Genomic DNA, 17073 nt, shown 5'->3' with positions numbered 1-17073 from the left:
CTAATACGGGGCTATAAGCTGAAATGGAAAATGTAACGAATCTCAGTGAAGCTATTTTACTCAAAACCCTGTAATAGGGGGTGAAAGTAAGGTGAATCGGAAGAATAGGGCGTCTACGATTCGTTAGATTAGGAATTGCTCCGAAAAAGGCTAAATAAGCTTCCCTCAGTTCGTTACAAATTGGTGGGAAGCTCGTGAATTGATGAGCATAACTGTAGCCCCAAAGACTCCAAATCACACTGCTAGGTGGGTTTAGAGTCTTTGGGGCGCTCTCATTCTTTTAATCCATTGGTTCTATCCTTCATATCTAGTCCTTCGCATCTAATCAATCACGAGGTCTCGGTTCCGTCATGCTCCTTCATATTTCGTATTATCTCATGCCTTATTCTCAGCGCTTCATTCATTCATTCAGTCAGTCATTCAATTCATCCGTGCCTCAAGTCGTCTTGCGACAATGGACAGCGCGTAGTTGATGGCAAAATACAATACGGCTGCGAGCAGCAGGGCCGGGATAATGTAATCGAAACTTTGACCGCCAAGGATCTGCACGTTGTGCATCAGCTCCGGGAGAGAGATGATGATTGCCAGTGAAGTATCCTTCAGGAGTGAGATGAATTGGCTTACCATCGGCGGGGACATGCGGCGTAGCGCCTGTGGCATGATGATGCCGCCGAGGGTCTGCATGTAGCTGAGGCCCGAGGAGCGGGCAGCTTCCACCTGACCGCGCTCAACAGACTTCAGACCGCTACGGACGATCTCAGCGATCATCGCGCCTTCAAACAGACTCAGTCCAACAACTGTGGACCAGAAGACGGACATTTTAATCCCGAGCTGTGGAAGCACCATGTGGATGAAGAAAATGATGAGCAACAGCGGCAGATTCCGGATCGTATCCACGATCACCGCCACAATCTGTGACAGAACAGGGATACGGGTAAACCGGATCGTACCCAGCATAGTGCCGAACACAAAGCTGAATATAATAGATAGCCCTGCTACCTGCAGGGTGATCAGGAATCCGTGAAGCAGGAAACGAAGGTTGGGCCACGCATAGGCCCCGCTAAAGTCCATATTTTATTAGCCTCCTTCTGTATGCAGGAATGGAATATTGAGGATCAATAGATGGGGCATGGACTGTGTATAAAGCAACTCAAGCACCGTAGCAGTGAATTACAATATGCACTGTGACATGATCACCAATGCCAGTAAAACACAGATGATCCAGTACTCATTTAAACCACATGGACAAGCCAATATATCTCCCTGAAAATCTGCGCAGGTACAAGTCAATCTGTTACATGGTAACCTGACCTGCCGGTTTGTTCTTTTTCGGTTTGCCCTTGGTGCTGCGCGCCTCTGCATCGCTCTGTCCAAACCTGCGCTCCATATAATGCACCAGGAAGCTGAGTGGTAGCGTCAGCACCAGATAGAACAGCGCAACAATGGTGTACACACTTAGCGGCTGGAACGTATCCGAGTTAACCAGGTCGGCAAAATACATAAGATCCATACCGGCGACAACGGCAAGAATGGATGAGTTTTTGACCAAATTGATGAACTGGTTGCCGATAGACGGCAGTACAATCTTGATGGCCTGGGGCAGAATGATCAGGTTCATGGCCTGTACATAGGACAAGCCTGAAGACCTTGCTGCTTCCAGCTGTCCACGCGGCACCGTCTGAATGCCCGCTCGGATCGCTTCGGCAATGAAAGCGGCGGTGTAGATGGTCAGACCCAGAGTGCCGGAGACAAACCCATCCAGTGAGATACCTAGTGCAGGCAGTCCAAGATAGAAGAAAAACACAACCAACAGCAATGGGATGTTTCGGATAAATTCCACAAATGCCGTGCCGATCCAGTTCAGCGGTTTCACAGGGGATATCCGAAAGATAGCCAGGATCGCACCAAGGATAAAGCTGCCAATGAGAGCCATAATGCTCACTTGAATAGTATTCAGGAATCCTTCCAGAAAACGATCCGAGTGTCGCATCAGTACGCTGAAATCCAATGTGCCCATATAGGCGAAGCCTCCGTTCTCCAGATGTAGAAACGGCGATTACATCTGCTCATGCTTCGCATCCAGCAGATGAATTCGCCGCTTACCTATCTTAATTCGGGTTACTCGGGCTTGGAGCCCAGCCATTTCTCATGTAATGTGTCATATTCCCCGCTGTCTTTCATGCTTTTGAGCAGCGTGTTGACTTCCTCCACGAAGGCAGTGTCGCCTTTGCGAATGGCCATACCATAAGGTTCGCTTGTGAAATTACCACCAACCAATTGGAAGCTGTTATCCGTCTGTTGCATGCCGATGAGGATGATGTTATCTGTGGTCAGCGCTTCGCCTTTACCTGCTTTGAGAGCGGTGAATGCATCCTGATAGTTATCGAATTCAAGCACCTCAGCATCCGGGGCTTTCTCGCGAATATTCTGAGCGGATGTGGAGCCTTTCACCGCGAGTACTTTCACCCCGCTGAGGCTTTCCAGGCCGGTAATCGCACTGTCGTTTTTCACCAGCAGGGATTGGCCTGCCTCAAAATAAACATCACTGAAATCTACCTGTTCTTTACGCTCATCCGTAATTGTCATCGTGGCGATGATGATGTCGATGTCTCCATTTTGCAGCATGGGAATACGTGTCTTGGAAGTGACCTCTTTCAGTTCGACCTTAGTCTCATCTCCAAGGATCTGTTTGGCGAGTGCCTTGGCGATATCAATATCGAATCCTTCAACGTTGCCACTTGCAGGATCTTTCAAGCCAAACAGCTTCGTATCGTATTTCACACCGGCAATGAGCTTACCGCGTTCCTTAATCCGCTCAATCGTGCCTTTCGCCTCGGCGTCACCTCCACCACCGCTCGTCGAAGGTGTATCTGTACCTGTACTACAACCTGACAATACAAGGGAGAGAATGAGGACAAGCATAAATGATGGCCATTTCAATAATTTCTTCATGAATAAAGACCCCTTTCAAAAATGGAATAGTGGATTATTCTCAATGATGAATCAGACGGCTCAGGAATTGCTGTGCTCGTTCTTCTCTGGGGTTGTCAAAAAACTCGGTAGCGTTGGCCTCTTCTACAATTCGGCCTTCGTCCATGAAGATGACCCGGTCCGCAACTTCGCGGGCAAATCCCATCTCATGGGTAACGACGACCATAGTCATGCCATTATGGGCAAGGGAACGCATAACATCGAGGACTTCCCCGATCATCTCGGGATCGAGAGCAGAGGTAGGTTCGTCAAAAAGCATGATTTTGGGCTCCATGGCGAGTCCTCTGGCGATGGCTACCCGTTGTTGCTGTCCACCGGACAACTGGGAGGGATAACTGTCTGCTTTGTCGGCAATGCCCACCCGGGTCAGATACTTCATTGCCGTTGCGGCTGCCTGTTCTTTGGGTTGTTTACGCACCTTCATGGGTGCAAGGGTAATGTTATCGATGACTTTTTTGTGAGGATAAAGATTGAAGTGTTGAAATACCATGCCGATGTCACGGCGGAAGAGGTTAATGTCCACCTTTTTCTGATGTAGAGGAATCCCACTGACGACAAGTTCACCTTCGGTAATGGTCTCCAGGCGGTTAATACAGCGGAGTAACGTGCTTTTGCCGGAGCCGGAAGGTCCGATAATGACGACGACTTCTCCTTCTTCAATGTGAAGATGGATATCCTTGAGGACATGAAAATGACCGAAATGTTTCTGGACACCCCTAAATTCAATCAAGAGTACACCCCATCCTTTCTGCAACGTCTGTGTGTAAAAGGAATAATAAGGAATAAATTGAAACTAGTTATTTAATCATACATAGTCATCCTGCTTATGGCAATTGGTTTGTGATAAAACATGACATAAGTAATAGGTTATCTAGGGCTATAGCCAGAAAATATGTTATATATCTGTCATGTTATTAAATGCCTTGTGACGAATCCTGACAGAAAAATGAATCTATTCTCCTAGTTGTTTTCCAACCTTTGGAATAGTTGTATAGAGTATACTGAAAGTGATGTTTGATTTATGACTTTGAATTATAAAACAAATACCATCAAGTTCTAACCGTACATGGCAAAAAAGCTTAACCTTGCACTTCTTGCCATTGATATGATGGAGCAAGAGAGCACCCGTCTGAAAATAAACGAAGAAAATAGAAGCGAAATATTGACCCTATAACAATTCCATTACATGTAGAGAGGATGATTCTGCACGATGAATACATATCACTCCCCAATGTCGACAGGAGCAAGTGCCCAGTCCGATGTTCGAGCTTTTGAAGCTAATTTGCCCGTCATTCCCGCTCAGGATTTTCAGCTTACAGACTATGGAGCTGTTGGAGACGGCGTAACAGATAATACGGAGATGTTCCGACTTGCCATTGCTTCATGTGCTGAAGCAGGAGGTGGGAGAATCGTTATTCCTGCCGGAGTATGGCTCACAGGTCCGATTGTAATGCGCAGCCGTATTGAACTACATGTGGAAGAAGGGGCGCTGGTTACATTTAGCCGAGATTTTGATCACTACCCTTTAATTGCATCAAGCTTCGAAGGCTGGCAGGTGGTACGTTGCCAATCCCCGATCGATGGTGATGAACTGGAGGATATTGCGATTACGGGTGAGGGGATATGGGATGGTGGAGGGGAAGCCTGGCGTCCAGTGAAACGCTCCAAAATGACCACTTCACAATGGAAACGATTGGTCGCTTCCGGTGGTGTTGTAGAGCAATCCGGCGGAGATGAAGAAATCTGGTGGCCTACCATAGCTGCACTTGAGGGCGGCACCATCGCGAATCGATTGCATCAGGAGCAGGTACGTGATGTTGCTGCCTATGAAGAAGTCAGAGACTTTTTACGTCCCAATATGGTCAGTTTACGAAGATGCAAACGGGTACTGCTGGACGGTCCAACGTTCCAGAACTCACCTGCATGGAATCTGCATCCCTGGGCATCTGAGCATGTCACCATTCGTAACGTGAGTGTGCGAAATCCGTGGTTTTCTCAGAATGGAGATGGGCTGGACGTTGAATCCTGCCGTCATGTGGTGGTCGAGAAGAGTGTATTCGATGTCGGTGATGATGCGATCTGTCTGAAATCAGGCAAGGATGCCGAAGGCCGTGAACTGGGTCTGCCATCGGAGTACATCACCATTCGGGATTGCACGGTGTATCACGGTCATGGCGGGTTTGTCATTGGCAGTGAAATGTCCGGTGGTGTGCGGCATGTGCGGGTGTCGGATTGCACGTTTATCGGAACGGACATAGGACTTCGTTTCAAAAGCGCACGTGGGCGCGGCGGAGTGGTTGAGGACATTCAGATTGAGCGCATATATATGAAAGATATCATTATGGAAGCGATCTCGTTTTCCTTTTTCTATGCAAATCAGGAAGGGTCTGCCCGGGGCAGTGATCTATCTCAGGAGATTAGCGAAGAGACGCCAGTGTTCCGGGATATTCGAATATCGGATGTGGTCTGTGCCGGTGCCGACACTGCGCTGCTTGTGAGTGGATTGCCGGAACAGCCTTTGGATGGGGTGATCATCCAGCGTTACAACGTGCAAGCTCGCAGTGGTATCCAATGTGCTCATGCGAAACATCTGCATATCGCTGAATTGAAGGCGCAGATCACTGAAGGTCCGCTGGTTCATTTGCACCAGTGCAAAGGGGCAGAATTAGAGAGCATTCAGGGCAAAGGTGCAGATGGCCGACTTCTGATGGTGACCGGACACGAGTCCGCAGGCATTGTATGTCGTGAAGGCGATGCTGACACAGACGGTCGTCAGATCTCTGTGGGTCCCGAGGTACGAAGTGGTGTGATCATTCGCAGGTAAAAGGTATGTAGTAGGGGTTATACAACTTGGTCCAATTCAGCCGTAGTGGCGTAGCCATAGATCCAGTAATCGTGATGCCTTTTAATATAAGGAATATGTAATCTCTGGAGCGAGGCTACCCACTCGGCTTTTATATGAAGTTATCTGATGATCTACCGGTGTTCCTTGCGATAGCGCAGCGGTGTTGTACCGGTAACCTGTTTGAATGTTTTGTTAAAATGAGCCGTATGTTCAAATCCTACCTTCTCAGCGATCATCTGGACACGCTCTTGTGTGGACAGTAATCTTCGTTGTGCTTCCCGGACACGAACAACACGCAAATATTCGCTAAATCGAAACCCGGTAAACCGGCTGAACATTCGGCTCAGATAGGATGGACTGATATAAAAACGATTGGCTGCACCCTCCAGTGTAAGTGGTTCGGTATAGTTTTTATTCACATAAGTAACAATTTCACTGATTTTGTCCTGCATTGGATGCAAGGGACCGGGGCATGACTGCCGGATGTCCTCCTCTACCCGATGAATACGGATCAAAAGTTGGGCAAGCAGACTTCTTACGGCGATCTCATAGTGAGGGCGTCGCTCTTTGCATTCTTGCAGCATCTGCCACAATATACGCTCCATCTCGGGCTGTTCCGCTTCAGGCAGGCGAAGGAGTCTTGAACAATTAAAAGGCAGCAGACCACATATGCCAAGTTCCATCCCCGTTGCAAAAGCAGGAGAAAAACCGATTAATATCCGTTCGAAGCCGGGAATACTTCCTTTGGAGGTGGTATGTACATCGTGTGGATTAATCAGAATGAAATCACCCTTGCGAGCGGACAGAATCTGACCATTCATGGAATACACTCGTTCACCTTCAAGTAAGTAATACAGTTCGTAGAATGGATGAGCGTGAGGTTGTGGCATACCATTCCCATCATGTCTGCGCATATGTTCAATGGTAAATGAATGTTCACCGATTCGGTATTTGGGTCCAATCCGGTCCTCTATGAGACTCATGGTACAGCTCCCCTCTGCTTCACGGATTAACAACGATATCCATATCATAACGGAACATCCATCTTTTTGTAAACGCTATCATTGGAAATGAAATATTTCTTTAATCATATCGTTAGATACCGAGAGAACGAATCTGGCATGGCACTTATGTGCTGTCAAGGTGACAAAACTTGAATGATGTTTTAGAGTAGGGAGAGAGAGGCGAAACTCTGGTTAAGGAGTGTCTCCAATATGATTTGGAAGGAAGGAAATAGGTTATGACGACACATGAATTATCGCCATTGGTTGCTGCGCTCAATATGCAACCTCACGTTGAAGGCGGTTGGTATAAGGAAGAATGGAAGGCATCTTATCAGATTCCACAGTCCGTTCTGCCGGATACATACTCCGGCCCACGATTCTCGGCAAGTTCCACGTATTTCCTGCTGCACGCACATGAAATCTCCGATTGGCATACGGTTCTGTCCGATGAACTTTGGCTGTGGCACAGCGGCAGTCCGGTTGAACTGAAGCTGGGCGGCAACGGGGAGAACCCGGAGAACGAGGAAGTTCTTGTTCTGGGGATGGATATTGCTGCGGGGCAATCACCACAGGTGCTCGTTCCTGCCGGCGTATGGCAGACCGCGCGTCCGCTGGGCGATGAGCCTGTACTGGTAACTTGCGTAGTAGCGCCAGGTTTCCACTTTGATGATTTCAAGCTGGTCTCCAAAGGCGAATAGGTTTTAATATGTGAAAATCCCGATCGGAGATGCTCAGGGCATCCGAATCGGGATTTTTTTGGATTGAGCGTATTAAGTATGCTAAGGTCTATGCCCAGTTCGGGGATGTAGGATTCCCTTTGGGATCAGCATCACTTTTGGCGATGATGGATCACTTGGGCTTCTCGTTACTCATCCAGCTGTCCACATAAAACTCCTCATGATAATCCGGTTGCTGAGCGAGTTCTTTGAGTTTCTGTTCAGCTTCTTCAGCGGTAAGATATTCTCCAATAACTGCTGTAAACTCACCAGTGGACGTTTTGAGGAAAGAGATGTCCTCATCCGGATAGGATTCTTTAATTATACCCATCGATTCTCCAAAAGGCATTGATTCTGTGCGGAGAGAGTATACCTTCCGAGGTGTGACCGGTTTGCCGTCAGAAGTCAGTTTCACTTCCAGGTATCCAGGGTTCTTGAATTCCGTTACGGCATAATGTACCCCTTCTTTTAAAACAACTACGAATCCGACGGAAGAGTCGTCTAAAATCATGGAACCATAAACATCTTTCACTAAAGGCTGGGTCATAAAGTCGGCTTTGACTTTCTCTATATCCATGTAACGTGCACCGCTAAAAGTGAAGAGGATACGATTCGGCGCTTCTTTGTGTACCACATTATAATGGGGTGCATCATTAGTCTGATCTTGTTCGTCGGTGCTAAAATTGATTTTAAGCGTATTTTCTGTTGCTTCCGATCCCACAGTTACTCCATCTGTAACTTTGCCTCCATCGCCAAATTGCAACACCTGAACAATAGATCCAACCACAGGTATTTTGACCATGGCGTTTGCGACAGTAGGAATGTTGACTATGAAGAGAAAAGCAGCACATGCCGCTATGACTGAGGCATAACGAATCATTCGAGATGAATTCTTGCGAGCAGTGGCTCTTTTCTGTGCATGATGAATAACGTCAGTAAGTTGAGCAGGGATTTCAATATTTTCGTAACGATCTTTACCTGTCATAGATCTCCAACCTCTCCTTCTATTAAATCCATTTTTAATTTGTTGATAATCCGATAGAATTTTGACTTAACGGTATTCTCCGACAGGGAGAGCACTTCAGCGATCTCCCGGAAACGCATATTACCAAAGAACTTTAATATAATATAGGCTCTATCTTCGGGCACGAGTCGGTCCAGTGCGTCATACAGATCCATTTTTTCTTCCAGCGACGCCCCTCGCTCTGGAGCTACAAACTCCTGAACATGATCCTCCATATAGGTCACTCGCTGGTTGCGTCGAATATGGTCTATCGCTGTGTTGATCACAATTCGTGACATCCAGGAATCAAAATAAGTCATGGACTCCATCTTTCCATAAGCGATGAACCCTTTATAGACCGCTTCGGATACGATATCCAGCGCTTCTTGTTCATTTTTAACATAGCAGTATGCCAGTCGATATAATTTATTTTGAATCTCTGTTATTTTTTCGCTGAACTGTTCTTCTTTTGTCTTTCTATGGTTCAGTCTAATCACGCCTGATCCCCCCCTGATCAACCTAAAAATTCAAGTCACCGCTCGTTCCAGGCCTGGATTCTATATAAGTGCTTGAGTTCGCTTGACACTCGTTAGACTGATGAGGAGAAGAAATAGTTCTAAACGGTCAAAAAATTTTTTTTCTTTCGGCCCTGAATAGGATAACGAGCCTCGCCTCCATTCTTAACAACGAATAGTTTGCCTATAACATCACATACCAAAACACCCGCTCTTCTAAGATCGAAGGCGGGTGTAATCGAATTTATCTGCTTATATTAGAAGTTAAAGTTGTCGGGATCGGAACCAAAGCGTTTGTTCTCGTTCAGGCCGTTAATCTGCTCTATTTCTTCCGAAGTTAACTCAAAATCGTAGAGATCGGCGTTCGCGTGAATACGCTCAGGAGTGACGGATTTGGGTATGGTCACGATGCCGTTCTGCAGATCCCAGCGCAGAATCACTTGTGCCGGGGACTTGCTGTATTTGGCGGCGATATCCTTCAGCAACGGATGATCCATCAGATGACCTTGTCCGAGCGGGGACCAGGCTTCGATCTGAATCTGATGTTTGTTGCAGTACTCACGAAGCTCTGACTGAATCAATAGTGGGTGAAGCTCCACCTGATTAACTGCTGGTTTGATCGTGGCATCGATCATCAAGTCTTCCAGATGGTGAATCTGGAAGTTGCTCACACCGATCGCCCGGATGCGTCCTTCTTTATGAAGTTTCTCCAGCGCTCGCCATGTATCTTTGTACTTGCCCTTAACCGGCCAGTGGATGAGATAGAGATCCAGATACTCCAGTTCGAGTCGTTCCATGCTGGCTTCGAAGGCAGCTAGCGTGGATTCATATCCCTGATCGCTATTCCATACTTTAGTGGTAATGAACAGATCCTCACGAGCTACTCCAGATTCACGAATACCCTGAGCGACACCTGTTTCGTTGTTATACGCTTTGGCTGTGTCGATGCTGCGATAACCAGCTTGAATGGCTGTTTTGACAGCATGAACGACTTCGTCTCCGTCTTTAACTTTGAATACCCCAAAACCCAGCCATGGCATTTTGACTCCGTTATAGAGTGTGGTTGTGTCCTGCACGTGTTTCATGGTCCGAAATTCCTCCTCTTATTGATTCATTGTTCCACTATGTAATTACCCTGCTGTTCAGCAGCCAATCGATATCGAAGGGCTGTCTTGATTGATTATACTAGAATCTTCCTGGTCTTGGAAAAGGGAGTGATCCATTTTACGAAGTAAACGCCGCTATTATCCTTTTTCTTCAACCAGAGGTTTGGTTTTGACGCTTGTGGGTGATAAGATGAAGTATACGAAATATGGAAGTCGAGACTTTGCTATGGAGAATTTACATAAGAAACGAAGAAGTGCGGAATCGGGTACAGTCCAGACCGTACGATTAACGATAAAGGAGCAAGATTACAATGGCTAAACCTAAACAAACCAAAAAAGCAGCAGCCTGGTCTCTCGTGGTCATGGGAGCGGGATTTGCTGCATCCTTGCCGTTCCAGGGCGTTCCGGTGGGCAAATTGCTGGTAGGATCATTTGAAGCGGGACTCGTGGGTGGACTTGCGGACTGGTTCGCAGTTACCGCACTATTCCGTCACCCGCTCGGCATTCCCATTCCACACACGGCATTGCTGCCGAAAAATCGCGATAAAATGACGGAAGGTCTGGTCTCCGCAGTAGAGAATAACTTGCTCAACAAAGACAGCATTACCGAGAAAATTGCAGATTTCAAAGCAGCAGAGACAGTGCTCGATACGTTGACACGTGAGCTTCATAATGACGGGATCAAGATCATGATTGATACGCTCTGCAAACGAATTCTGGCTGGTCTGCCGTTAGAGCAGATTGCTCCGCTCGTAGCACGTGAGATCAAGTCACAAGCGGGCGCCTTTGATCTAGGTCCGATTCTGGAACGGGCTGCCCACCAGATGACAGAGCGGGGTTATGACGCCAAAGCGCTGGACTACGGACTGAAGCAAGCCGAGGAGTGGCTGGTTAAGCCCGAGACGATCATGTTTTTGGGTGAAAGCGGCATGAAAGCCATCAGCGGCATTCAGATGAACGGATTGATGCAGTTTGCGATGAATGCGTTCCTTGGTTATATGAACGAGGAGCGTCTGGGTGGTATTTTACAAGGATATCTCTTCGATCGGGTAGAGGATATGAAACGTGAAGGCAGCGCTCTAAGGTACAAGGTGCTTGATATGGTACGTACCCAGACGGTGCGTCTGGCAATGAGCGAGGCTATGCAAGATGGAATCAACAGTTGGAAGAACAATATGCTGGAGGGCTGGAACGCAGAGGAAACGGTGCTGAACAAACTCACCGAACTGAGAGACAAGGCGCTCGCCGCGATGGAAGATGGACATTATGTAGATACGTATGCACTGCCTGCCATTGAGCGGGTATTGGTTGATCTGCGGGCAGATCACGAGTTGATGACAAGCATGAATGCCAAGATCGTAGATGGCGTCACAACACTGCTGGAGAAAAACCATTCCAAAATCGGTAAACTCGTACGCGAAAATGTGGACAAAATGGACAATGCCACTTTGGTTTCGATGATTGAGGATAAGGTTGGACAGGATCTGCAATGGATTCGGATCAACGGAGCCGTTACCGGATTTGTTATCGGGATTGCGCTGACTGCGCTGCAGATGGCATTGGCATAACCTAAAAGAGCCACCCTTGAAGTAATGGGGCAAGGCTCTTTTTGTTACGCAAATATCAATGGAGATATAGAAACGCATTTTTTTTCTATTTAGAGGTTAACTGCTTGGCTTGCCCTGGCAGATCGTCCGCTGTGACCTCTTCCCAGTGTGTAACACCACGCAGCGTGGATACATATAGTTTCAGATAGGCCCCATTTTTGAGTAGCTTACTGGTGGAGAAGCTGAGTGTTTTGGATTTTCCTTCGTCTGTATAGCCGATCAGTTCATAAGCATATCTGCCATTGTCATCCTTGTTGACTGTAGTCTGATTCACAGTGGTATAGTAGGTTGTTTTGCCAGCAGGGTTATCGGGAGTCAATTTAGCAGGGTCCATGAAGAAGAGCCACAGGCAAGTCAGAATAACGAGTACCAATGCGAGAATAGTGAATGCTTTTTTCATGTTCTTGTCCTCCTTTGATCTCGGTAAATTTAGGACGATGCGATGTCTTTATATTTCAGGCGGCGGATCGACCAGGTAGCAAACAGAAGGATAAAGAGACTGTTCATGAAAAGAAAGACGATATTCTCCGAGGATGTCAGTCCCTTTTGACTCAGAACGCCCATGCCTATAGTTAACAAGGAGTAGGGGAATAACATGCCGATTTTCAGCACATACATGCCTAGTCCCAGAAAGACTGCACAAAGGCTGATGCCAATTGGCGTCGCAAAGCTTCTTATCCGGATCGACAACCCTAGTTGCAGTGCAGCAATAGAGATAGAGGCAAACCATCCTCGCAGGCTCCATACGACGATCTCCATCGGGAACGGACCCGGAATGACGAACAGTTTGCCTGCTGCCCAGTACATGAGCATGAAGAAGGTTTGAGCCGAGAAGATCAATATGCCGACAATGACCAACTTGGCAACAAACAGGCTGGTGACCGAAACCGGAGAAGCCAGAATCATGTTCCAGTTGCGATTGCTGTGTTCCAGGCGGCATACAAAGGCACAACAGATAGCGATTAGGATAGGTAGAAAGAATTCCCCGTAAAATAAACTGACCTGTGTCCACAGGCTGTACCACCCGTTTTGTAAAGCCGCTTGATTGAAATAAAAGTTAAAGCATCCGATAAGCAGGCTGATAATAGGCAGAATGGCCAGTACCAGACTGATCCGGGAATGCCGAAGTTTAAGCCATTCGGCGGAAATGCTCCTCAGCATGTGTTTCCCTCCTCAAATCTCTTTTCTTGAAGCATGAATATTCCCTGCAAAATAGAAGATGGCAGCCATCAATAAGGCGGCTAAGAAAAGACCGACAGGCAGCATACCCGATACATAGGTACCCGAAGTTGCGCTGTAAATGTAAGTGACTGGATTCAGATCCATGTAGTAAGACCATATGAAAAGGTGACGTACACCTGCAGGAAACAACCCTGATGTTGTACCAATGAATCCGCCCAGCATACCCAGACATAACGCAAAAGCCTGATTGCGTACCGTAAGAGACAGCCATTGCTGAAGAGCGGTTATCGCGAGTGTAGTTAGCAGTGTGCCTATAACGAACTGCACCAGCAGGGAGAATGGTAGCGGGCCGGATATGTTTTTGGATAGACCGAAACCGACAATGAACACAGCTTGCGCAAGAATACCATACAGAATCAGGCTGTTCGCACATATGTACTTGGCTGTGTAGACATGATTACGTCCGATGTTGGTCGTCATCAGCATCTTCCAAGTGTTCCCCTTATGCTCCATGTCACAGATGCGGGATACAACGATAGCCGATATAATGGGCAGGAACAGTCCGTTCATGGAAGCGATGCTGAAGATCAAGGCTTCCCAACTCGCATTGGCTGCACTTCGGGAGATGGAGATGCTCATGGACATGGAGGCCCAGATCATTTCTGCGGCCAGAAAAAGGGATAGCATGACCCAGATCCTTTTGCGGCGGATTTTATAATACTCCAGGGATAGAGCTTTCATTACAGGCTCCGCTCCTTTCCGGTCAGATCCAGGAATATGTCTTCCAGACTTTTCTTGTGTTCCTCGATCCGGATCACGGGGATATCATGTTCTACCAGCACCTTGTTCATCCGAGAGACTTCCTCGTCACGAAGATAGTTGAACACCAACTGTTTTCCATGAACTGTGGGCATGTAGCCTTGAGTCAAAAGGATTTTCTCTGCCCTTGTCGTGTCTGTTGTCTGAAAACGAATGGTGGTCTTGTTATTGGCTTGAAGGCTCTGCATGGTTCCCTGAAACAGCAACTTGCCATCACTGATAATCCCGACCGAGGTAGCAATCTGTTCGATCTCTGACAACAGGTGGCTGGATAACAGGACTGTTATGCCATATTGACCCGGAAGGGACTTGATTAATTCCCGGATCTCACCGATTCCGGCCGGATCAAGTCCGTTTGTAGGCTCATCCAGAATAAGCAGGCTTGGGAAGGCAAGCAGGGCCATGGCAATACCGAGTCGTTGCTTCATCCCTAGGGAATACTGATCGGCCTGCTTATGTTTTTGATTTTCGAGCCGGACAATTTTGAGAGCTTCATCAATATTTTTGTGCGGTACGTTCCGCAGTCGCTGCATGACTTTCATATTCTCAAGTCCAGTCAAGTGGCCGTAATAAGATGGGGATTCGATCAGTGAACCTGTCTGATTCAGAATGGAAGGGCGATGTTTATTCAGATCTTTGCCGAACACCTTCACAGTGCCTTCGGTGGGTTTGATCAAACCCAACAGCATTTTTAATGTGGTTGTTTTGCCTGCTCCATTCGGACCCAGGAAGCCAAAAATCTGTCCTGTCTCAACTGCCAGATTAACCTGGTGTACGCGGTTAGTACCGCCATAAGATTTGGAAAGGTTGTGCGTTTCCACGATGGGGGAAGAATTTATCATTGATCTCAACTCCATTTCACTAATGTCTCTGTTGCTCTAAATATAGATCAGGCTTCTTGCTCGTAGCTGAAGATAACCTTACAATTACCTTAAATGGAAATGGAAAATATCGGATGAATGCCTTTATGATGTATAATAAAAAGGGTGATATCAATGGAATTATTGAAGAATAAGAAAATATTGATCGTAGATGATGAACCTGAGATACGGGAAATGATTGAACGTTTTTTACGTAAAGAAGGTTTTTTTCGGGTCTATACGGCCGATAACTTCGTGAATGCCTTGGCAGTATGCAGGCTTGAAAAACCGGATGCAGCAATCCTGGACGTGATGCTTCCAGATGGGGATGGGTTCTCTCTGCTCTCTTCGATCCGGTCATTCTCGGACATGCCTGTTCTGTTCCTGTCGGCACGTGGTGAAGATGAGGATCGATTGCTCGGTCTGGGGCTGGGAGCGGATGATTATATGGTCAAGCCCTTTCTGCCAAGAGAGTTGATTCTCAGGCTGATGGCTATTCTGAAGCGGGTATATGCCTCCAATACGGTGGAGAGATTGCCTGTATTCCGTTTAGGTGAACAAACCATTGATCTGGAGAGTGCTGTTGTACAGGGGACAGACAGGGAGCTTCCATTGACAGCTAAGGAGCATGCCATACTGATCAAGTTGTATGAGAATCAAGGCCGGATTGTAACCAGTGATGCCCTGTGTCAAGCCGTATGGGGAGACGAGAGTTATGGTTATGAAAATACACTGATGGTGCATGTTCGGCGAATCCGGGAGAAGATTGAGGAAGACCCATCCAAACCGGTATTTTTGCTAACCGTTCGGGGACTTGGTTACAAACTGATGGCTCAGGAGTCTAGGTGATGGATGGCGTTGTTCGAATTCTAAGAAAGTTTGTAGGATCTACCATTCTGGTATCTGTGGTGCTGTTATTGTTCAATCTAATTCTGCTAGGTTCGCTGATCTTCAAGGAAATTCATGAGGGTCCTTCCCCCGGTGCGGTTGTGAAACAGATGGCCAGTGGCCTGAGTAAGGGCGAGCAGGGGGACTATGCGCTAAACAGCGATGGAATGCAACTGCTGGATACATATCAGGCTTGGGCAATGCTGCTCGATCCCCAGGGCAAGGTACAGTGGAGCGAACGGCTTCCGGCTGAAATCCCGCGCTCTTATAATGTGACGGATGTTGCGAAGTTCGCGCGATACTATCTTAAGGAATACCCGGTGTACGTATGGGAACGTGAAGATGGATTATTGGTCGTAGGCTACCCTAAGAATACGTACGGAAAATACCAGTTCGACTTTCTGGCAGAGTGGCTCAAGTCATTGCCTATTCGGATCATACTATTGTTGGTGTGTAATGTGGCTCTTGCTCTACTAGTATCCATACTCATTGGAACGCGGGTGATCCGTAGTATTCGACCGTTAATCCATGGCATTCATGCATTGGCAAAGGAAGAGCCTATTCACGTCGAAACCAAAGGTATATTTAATGATCTGTCTCAAAGCATCAATTCAACATCCCGTATGCTTCAGGACAAGGATGATGCTCTAAAAGCGAGAGATGAAGCGCGATCCAACTGGATCGCAGGCATTTCTCATGATATACGGACACCCTTGTCCATGATTCTGGGTTACGCGAGTGAGTTGGAGGAGCAATCGGATTTGTCAGCCGAGCACAAACAGCAGGCCTCCATTATTCGTCGCCAGGGTGAACGCCTGCGGTCACTGGTCAGTGATCTAAACCTGGTATCCATGCTGGAGTATGAGATGCAGCCTCTACAGTTGAAGTCGATTCGACTCTCGGTACTAGCAAGGCAGGTTGTGTCGGATTTTTTGAATAATGGACTGGATGAGCGTTATCCAATCTCGCTTCATGTTCAGGACGAGAGTCTTCATGTTATGGGGGATGAACGATTATTGTATCGTGCAGTAACGAATTTGGTACAAAACAGTATCACGCATAACCCGGAGGGGTGTGCAATTGTGCTGGAAACGATGCGTGCAGCTGAGGATGTATGTTGTGAATTTGTGGTGTCAGATGATGGAAAAGGAATTCCAAAAGAGTATCTGGACGATGTGGTGGTTCTCCCCTATGCGGCAGGGCGCGTACGGCCTTCCCGTCAGGGACATGGCTTGGGGCTTCCAATGGTATCAAGGATTGCGCAGGCTCATCGGGGAAAGCTTATTCTTGAGAGTGATAATGGGGAAGGGCTTAGAGCTGCTTTGCAGTTGCCTGCTACTTAGAAAAACACCTGTCTTGGACAGGTGTTTAAAATTTTGTGCGTTTAACAACGAAATAACACAATTTTGTTTTGATTCTAGTAAAAGCGATTTATCTTGTCAAATGGTGGTAAAATCCCGAAAATAGATTTACAAAAAATAGCAAATTATGCTAGAATAAATATAGAAAATAATTACATAATTTAAATATTTTACAA

17 protein-coding genes are annotated in these 17073 nt (G+C 47.0%); 5 read left to right on the top strand and 12 right to left on the bottom strand.

Features of this window, described 5'->3' with window-relative positions; genetic code table 11:
* Nucleotides 1-420: 420 nt before the first annotated feature.
* From J2Z28_RS23405 to J2Z28_RS23390, 4 genes are all read right to left on the bottom strand, one after another.
* Complete coding sequence (locus J2Z28_RS23405) at nt 421-1071, bottom strand: amino acid ABC transporter permease (protein ID WP_211084487.1); 651 nt, start codon at nt 1069-1071, stop codon at nt 421-423.
* A 223-nt stretch (nt 1072-1294) separates the two neighbouring features.
* Nucleotides 1295-2017, bottom strand: coding sequence for an amino acid ABC transporter permease (locus J2Z28_RS23400; protein ID WP_036616642.1), 723 nt, complete (start codon nt 2015-2017; stop codon nt 1295-1297).
* 101 nt (nt 2018-2118) lie between these two features.
* Nucleotides 2119-2952: a transporter substrate-binding domain-containing protein gene (locus tag J2Z28_RS23395; protein WP_211084486.1), complete on the bottom strand. Its 834-nt coding sequence runs from the start codon at nt 2950-2952 to the stop codon at nt 2119-2121.
* Nucleotides 2953-2992: 40 nt separating this feature from the next.
* Nucleotides 2993-3721, bottom strand: a complete 729-nt coding sequence (locus J2Z28_RS23390) for an amino acid ABC transporter ATP-binding protein (RefSeq protein ID WP_211084485.1) — start codon at nt 3719-3721, stop codon at nt 2993-2995.
* A gap of 480 nt (nt 3722-4201) precedes the next feature.
* On the opposite strand from J2Z28_RS23390, the gene J2Z28_RS23385 reads away from it, so the two are divergent.
* On the top strand, nt 4202-5815 hold the full coding sequence (locus tag J2Z28_RS23385; RefSeq protein ID WP_211084484.1) for a glycoside hydrolase family 28 protein: 1614 nt from the start codon (nt 4202-4204) through the stop codon (nt 5813-5815).
* A 152-nt stretch (nt 5816-5967) separates the two neighbouring features.
* Here J2Z28_RS23385 and J2Z28_RS23380 read toward each other — a convergent pair whose 3' ends face one another.
* Nucleotides 5968-6819 carry an AraC family transcriptional regulator gene (locus tag J2Z28_RS23380; RefSeq protein WP_036616653.1) on the bottom strand — a complete coding sequence of 284 codons (852 nt, stop codon included), beginning with the start codon at nt 6817-6819 and terminating at the stop codon, nt 5968-5970.
* A gap of 257 nt (nt 6820-7076) precedes the next feature.
* Here J2Z28_RS23380 and J2Z28_RS23375 point away from each other — a divergent pair, with 257 nt between their 5' ends.
* Complete coding sequence (locus J2Z28_RS23375; RefSeq protein WP_211084483.1) at nt 7077-7538, top strand: cupin domain-containing protein; 462 nt, start codon at nt 7077-7079, stop codon at nt 7536-7538.
* Between the two features lie 151 nt (nt 7539-7689).
* Here J2Z28_RS23375 and J2Z28_RS23370 read toward each other — a convergent pair whose 3' ends face one another.
* From J2Z28_RS23370 to J2Z28_RS23360, 3 genes are all read right to left on the bottom strand, one after another.
* A complete protein-coding gene (locus J2Z28_RS23370; protein WP_211084482.1) occupies nt 7690-8541 on the bottom strand; it encodes a hypothetical protein in 852 nt (283 codons plus the stop codon).
* Nucleotides 8538-9056 (bottom strand): sigma-70 family RNA polymerase sigma factor, encoded by a 519-nt coding sequence (locus J2Z28_RS23365; RefSeq protein WP_211084481.1) that lies wholly within the window; start codon nt 9054-9056, stop codon nt 8538-8540. Before J2Z28_RS23365 ends, J2Z28_RS23370 begins: the two co-directional genes overlap by 4 nt.
* A gap of 275 nt (nt 9057-9331) precedes the next feature.
* The gene (locus tag J2Z28_RS23360) at nt 9332-10159 is read right to left on the bottom strand and encodes an aldo/keto reductase (protein ID WP_047840390.1); all 828 of its coding nucleotides are present in this window, start codon (nt 10157-10159) and stop codon (nt 9332-9334) included.
* 332 nt (nt 10160-10491) lie between these two features.
* On the opposite strand from J2Z28_RS23360, the gene J2Z28_RS23355 reads away from it, so the two are divergent.
* A complete protein-coding gene (locus tag J2Z28_RS23355) occupies nt 10492-11748 on the top strand; it encodes a DUF445 domain-containing protein (protein ID WP_211084480.1) in 1257 nt (418 codons plus the stop codon).
* 85 nt (nt 11749-11833) lie between these two features.
* Here J2Z28_RS23355 and J2Z28_RS23350 read toward each other — a convergent pair whose 3' ends face one another.
* Genes J2Z28_RS23350 through J2Z28_RS23335 form a run of 4 tightly spaced genes read right to left on the bottom strand, consistent with a single transcriptional unit; the run spans nt 11834 to nt 14627 of the window.
* Nucleotides 11834-12187 carry a YxeA family protein gene (locus J2Z28_RS23350; RefSeq protein WP_036616662.1) on the bottom strand — a complete coding sequence of 118 codons (354 nt, stop codon included), beginning with the start codon at nt 12185-12187 and terminating at the stop codon, nt 11834-11836.
* Nucleotides 12188-12216: 29 nt separating this feature from the next.
* Complete coding sequence (locus J2Z28_RS23345; RefSeq protein WP_211084479.1) at nt 12217-12948, bottom strand: ABC transporter permease; 732 nt, start codon at nt 12946-12948, stop codon at nt 12217-12219.
* Between the two features lie 12 nt (nt 12949-12960).
* Entirely contained in the window at nt 12961-13710 is a 750-nt protein-coding gene (locus J2Z28_RS23340) for an ABC transporter permease (protein ID WP_091038114.1), read from the bottom strand.
* Nucleotides 13710-14627: an ABC transporter ATP-binding protein gene (locus J2Z28_RS23335; RefSeq protein WP_211084547.1), complete on the bottom strand. Its 918-nt coding sequence runs from the start codon at nt 14625-14627 to the stop codon at nt 13710-13712. The genes J2Z28_RS23340 and J2Z28_RS23335 overlap by 1 nt, the downstream gene beginning before the upstream one ends.
* Nucleotides 14628-14783: 156 nt before the next feature.
* Here J2Z28_RS23335 and J2Z28_RS23330 point away from each other — a divergent pair, with 156 nt between their 5' ends.
* Together J2Z28_RS23330 and J2Z28_RS23325 are read left to right on the top strand one after the other, a co-directional pair.
* Nucleotides 14784-15497, top strand: coding sequence for a response regulator transcription factor (locus tag J2Z28_RS23330; RefSeq protein ID WP_074093207.1), 714 nt, complete (start codon nt 14784-14786; stop codon nt 15495-15497).
* Complete coding sequence (locus tag J2Z28_RS23325) at nt 15497-16879, top strand: sensor histidine kinase (RefSeq protein WP_211084478.1); 1383 nt, start codon at nt 15497-15499, stop codon at nt 16877-16879. The genes J2Z28_RS23330 and J2Z28_RS23325 overlap by 1 nt, the downstream gene beginning before the upstream one ends.
* The last annotated feature ends 194 nt before the right edge of the window (nt 16880-17073 follow it).

Origin of the sequence: Paenibacillus xylanexedens, assembly GCF_017874615.1 — a bacterium.
In the GTDB taxonomy this organism is placed as follows: domain Bacteria; phylum Bacillota; class Bacilli; order Paenibacillales; family Paenibacillaceae; genus Paenibacillus; species Paenibacillus xylanexedens.
The sequence above is the reverse complement of the archived record's forward strand: the minus strand, read 5'-3'. Positions and strand labels throughout refer to the sequence as shown.

What these genes read in the sequence shown, in the direction of transcription:
- J2Z28_RS23405 (WP_211084487.1), bottom strand. Translation starts at nt 1,071, where the DNA reads ATGGACTTTAGCGGGGCCTATGCGTGGCCCAACCTTCGTTTCCTGCTT.
- J2Z28_RS23400 (WP_036616642.1), bottom strand. Translation starts at nt 2,017, where the DNA reads ATGGGCACATTGGATTTCAGCGTACTGATGCGACACTCGGATCGTTTT.
- J2Z28_RS23395 (WP_211084486.1), bottom strand. Translation starts at nt 2,952, where the DNA reads ATGAAGAAATTATTGAAATGGCCATCATTTATGCTTGTCCTCATTCTC.
- J2Z28_RS23385 (WP_211084484.1), top strand. Translation starts at nt 4,202, where the DNA reads ATGAATACATATCACTCCCCAATGTCGACAGGAGCAAGTGCCCAGTCC.
- J2Z28_RS23380 (WP_036616653.1), bottom strand. Translation starts at nt 6,819, where the DNA reads ATGAGTCTCATAGAGGACCGGATTGGACCCAAATACCGAATCGGTGAA.
- J2Z28_RS23375 (WP_211084483.1), top strand. Translation starts at nt 7,077, where the DNA reads ATGACGACACATGAATTATCGCCATTGGTTGCTGCGCTCAATATGCAA.
- J2Z28_RS23370 (WP_211084482.1), bottom strand. Translation starts at nt 8,541, where the DNA reads ATGACAGGTAAAGATCGTTACGAAAATATTGAAATCCCTGCTCAACTT.
- J2Z28_RS23360 (WP_047840390.1), bottom strand. Translation starts at nt 10,159, where the DNA reads ATGAAACACGTGCAGGACACAACCACACTCTATAACGGAGTCAAAATG.
- J2Z28_RS23355 (WP_211084480.1), top strand. Translation starts at nt 10,492, where the DNA reads ATGGCTAAACCTAAACAAACCAAAAAAGCAGCAGCCTGGTCTCTCGTG.
- J2Z28_RS23350 (WP_036616662.1), bottom strand. Translation starts at nt 12,187, where the DNA reads ATGAAAAAAGCATTCACTATTCTCGCATTGGTACTCGTTATTCTGACT.
- J2Z28_RS23345 (WP_211084479.1), bottom strand. Translation starts at nt 12,948, where the DNA reads ATGCTGAGGAGCATTTCCGCCGAATGGCTTAAACTTCGGCATTCCCGG.
- J2Z28_RS23340 (WP_091038114.1), bottom strand. Translation starts at nt 13,710, where the DNA reads ATGAAAGCTCTATCCCTGGAGTATTATAAAATCCGCCGCAAAAGGATC.
- J2Z28_RS23330 (WP_074093207.1), top strand. Translation starts at nt 14,784, where the DNA reads ATGGAATTATTGAAGAATAAGAAAATATTGATCGTAGATGATGAACCT.
- J2Z28_RS23325 (WP_211084478.1), top strand. Translation starts at nt 15,497, where the DNA reads ATGGATGGCGTTGTTCGAATTCTAAGAAAGTTTGTAGGATCTACCATT.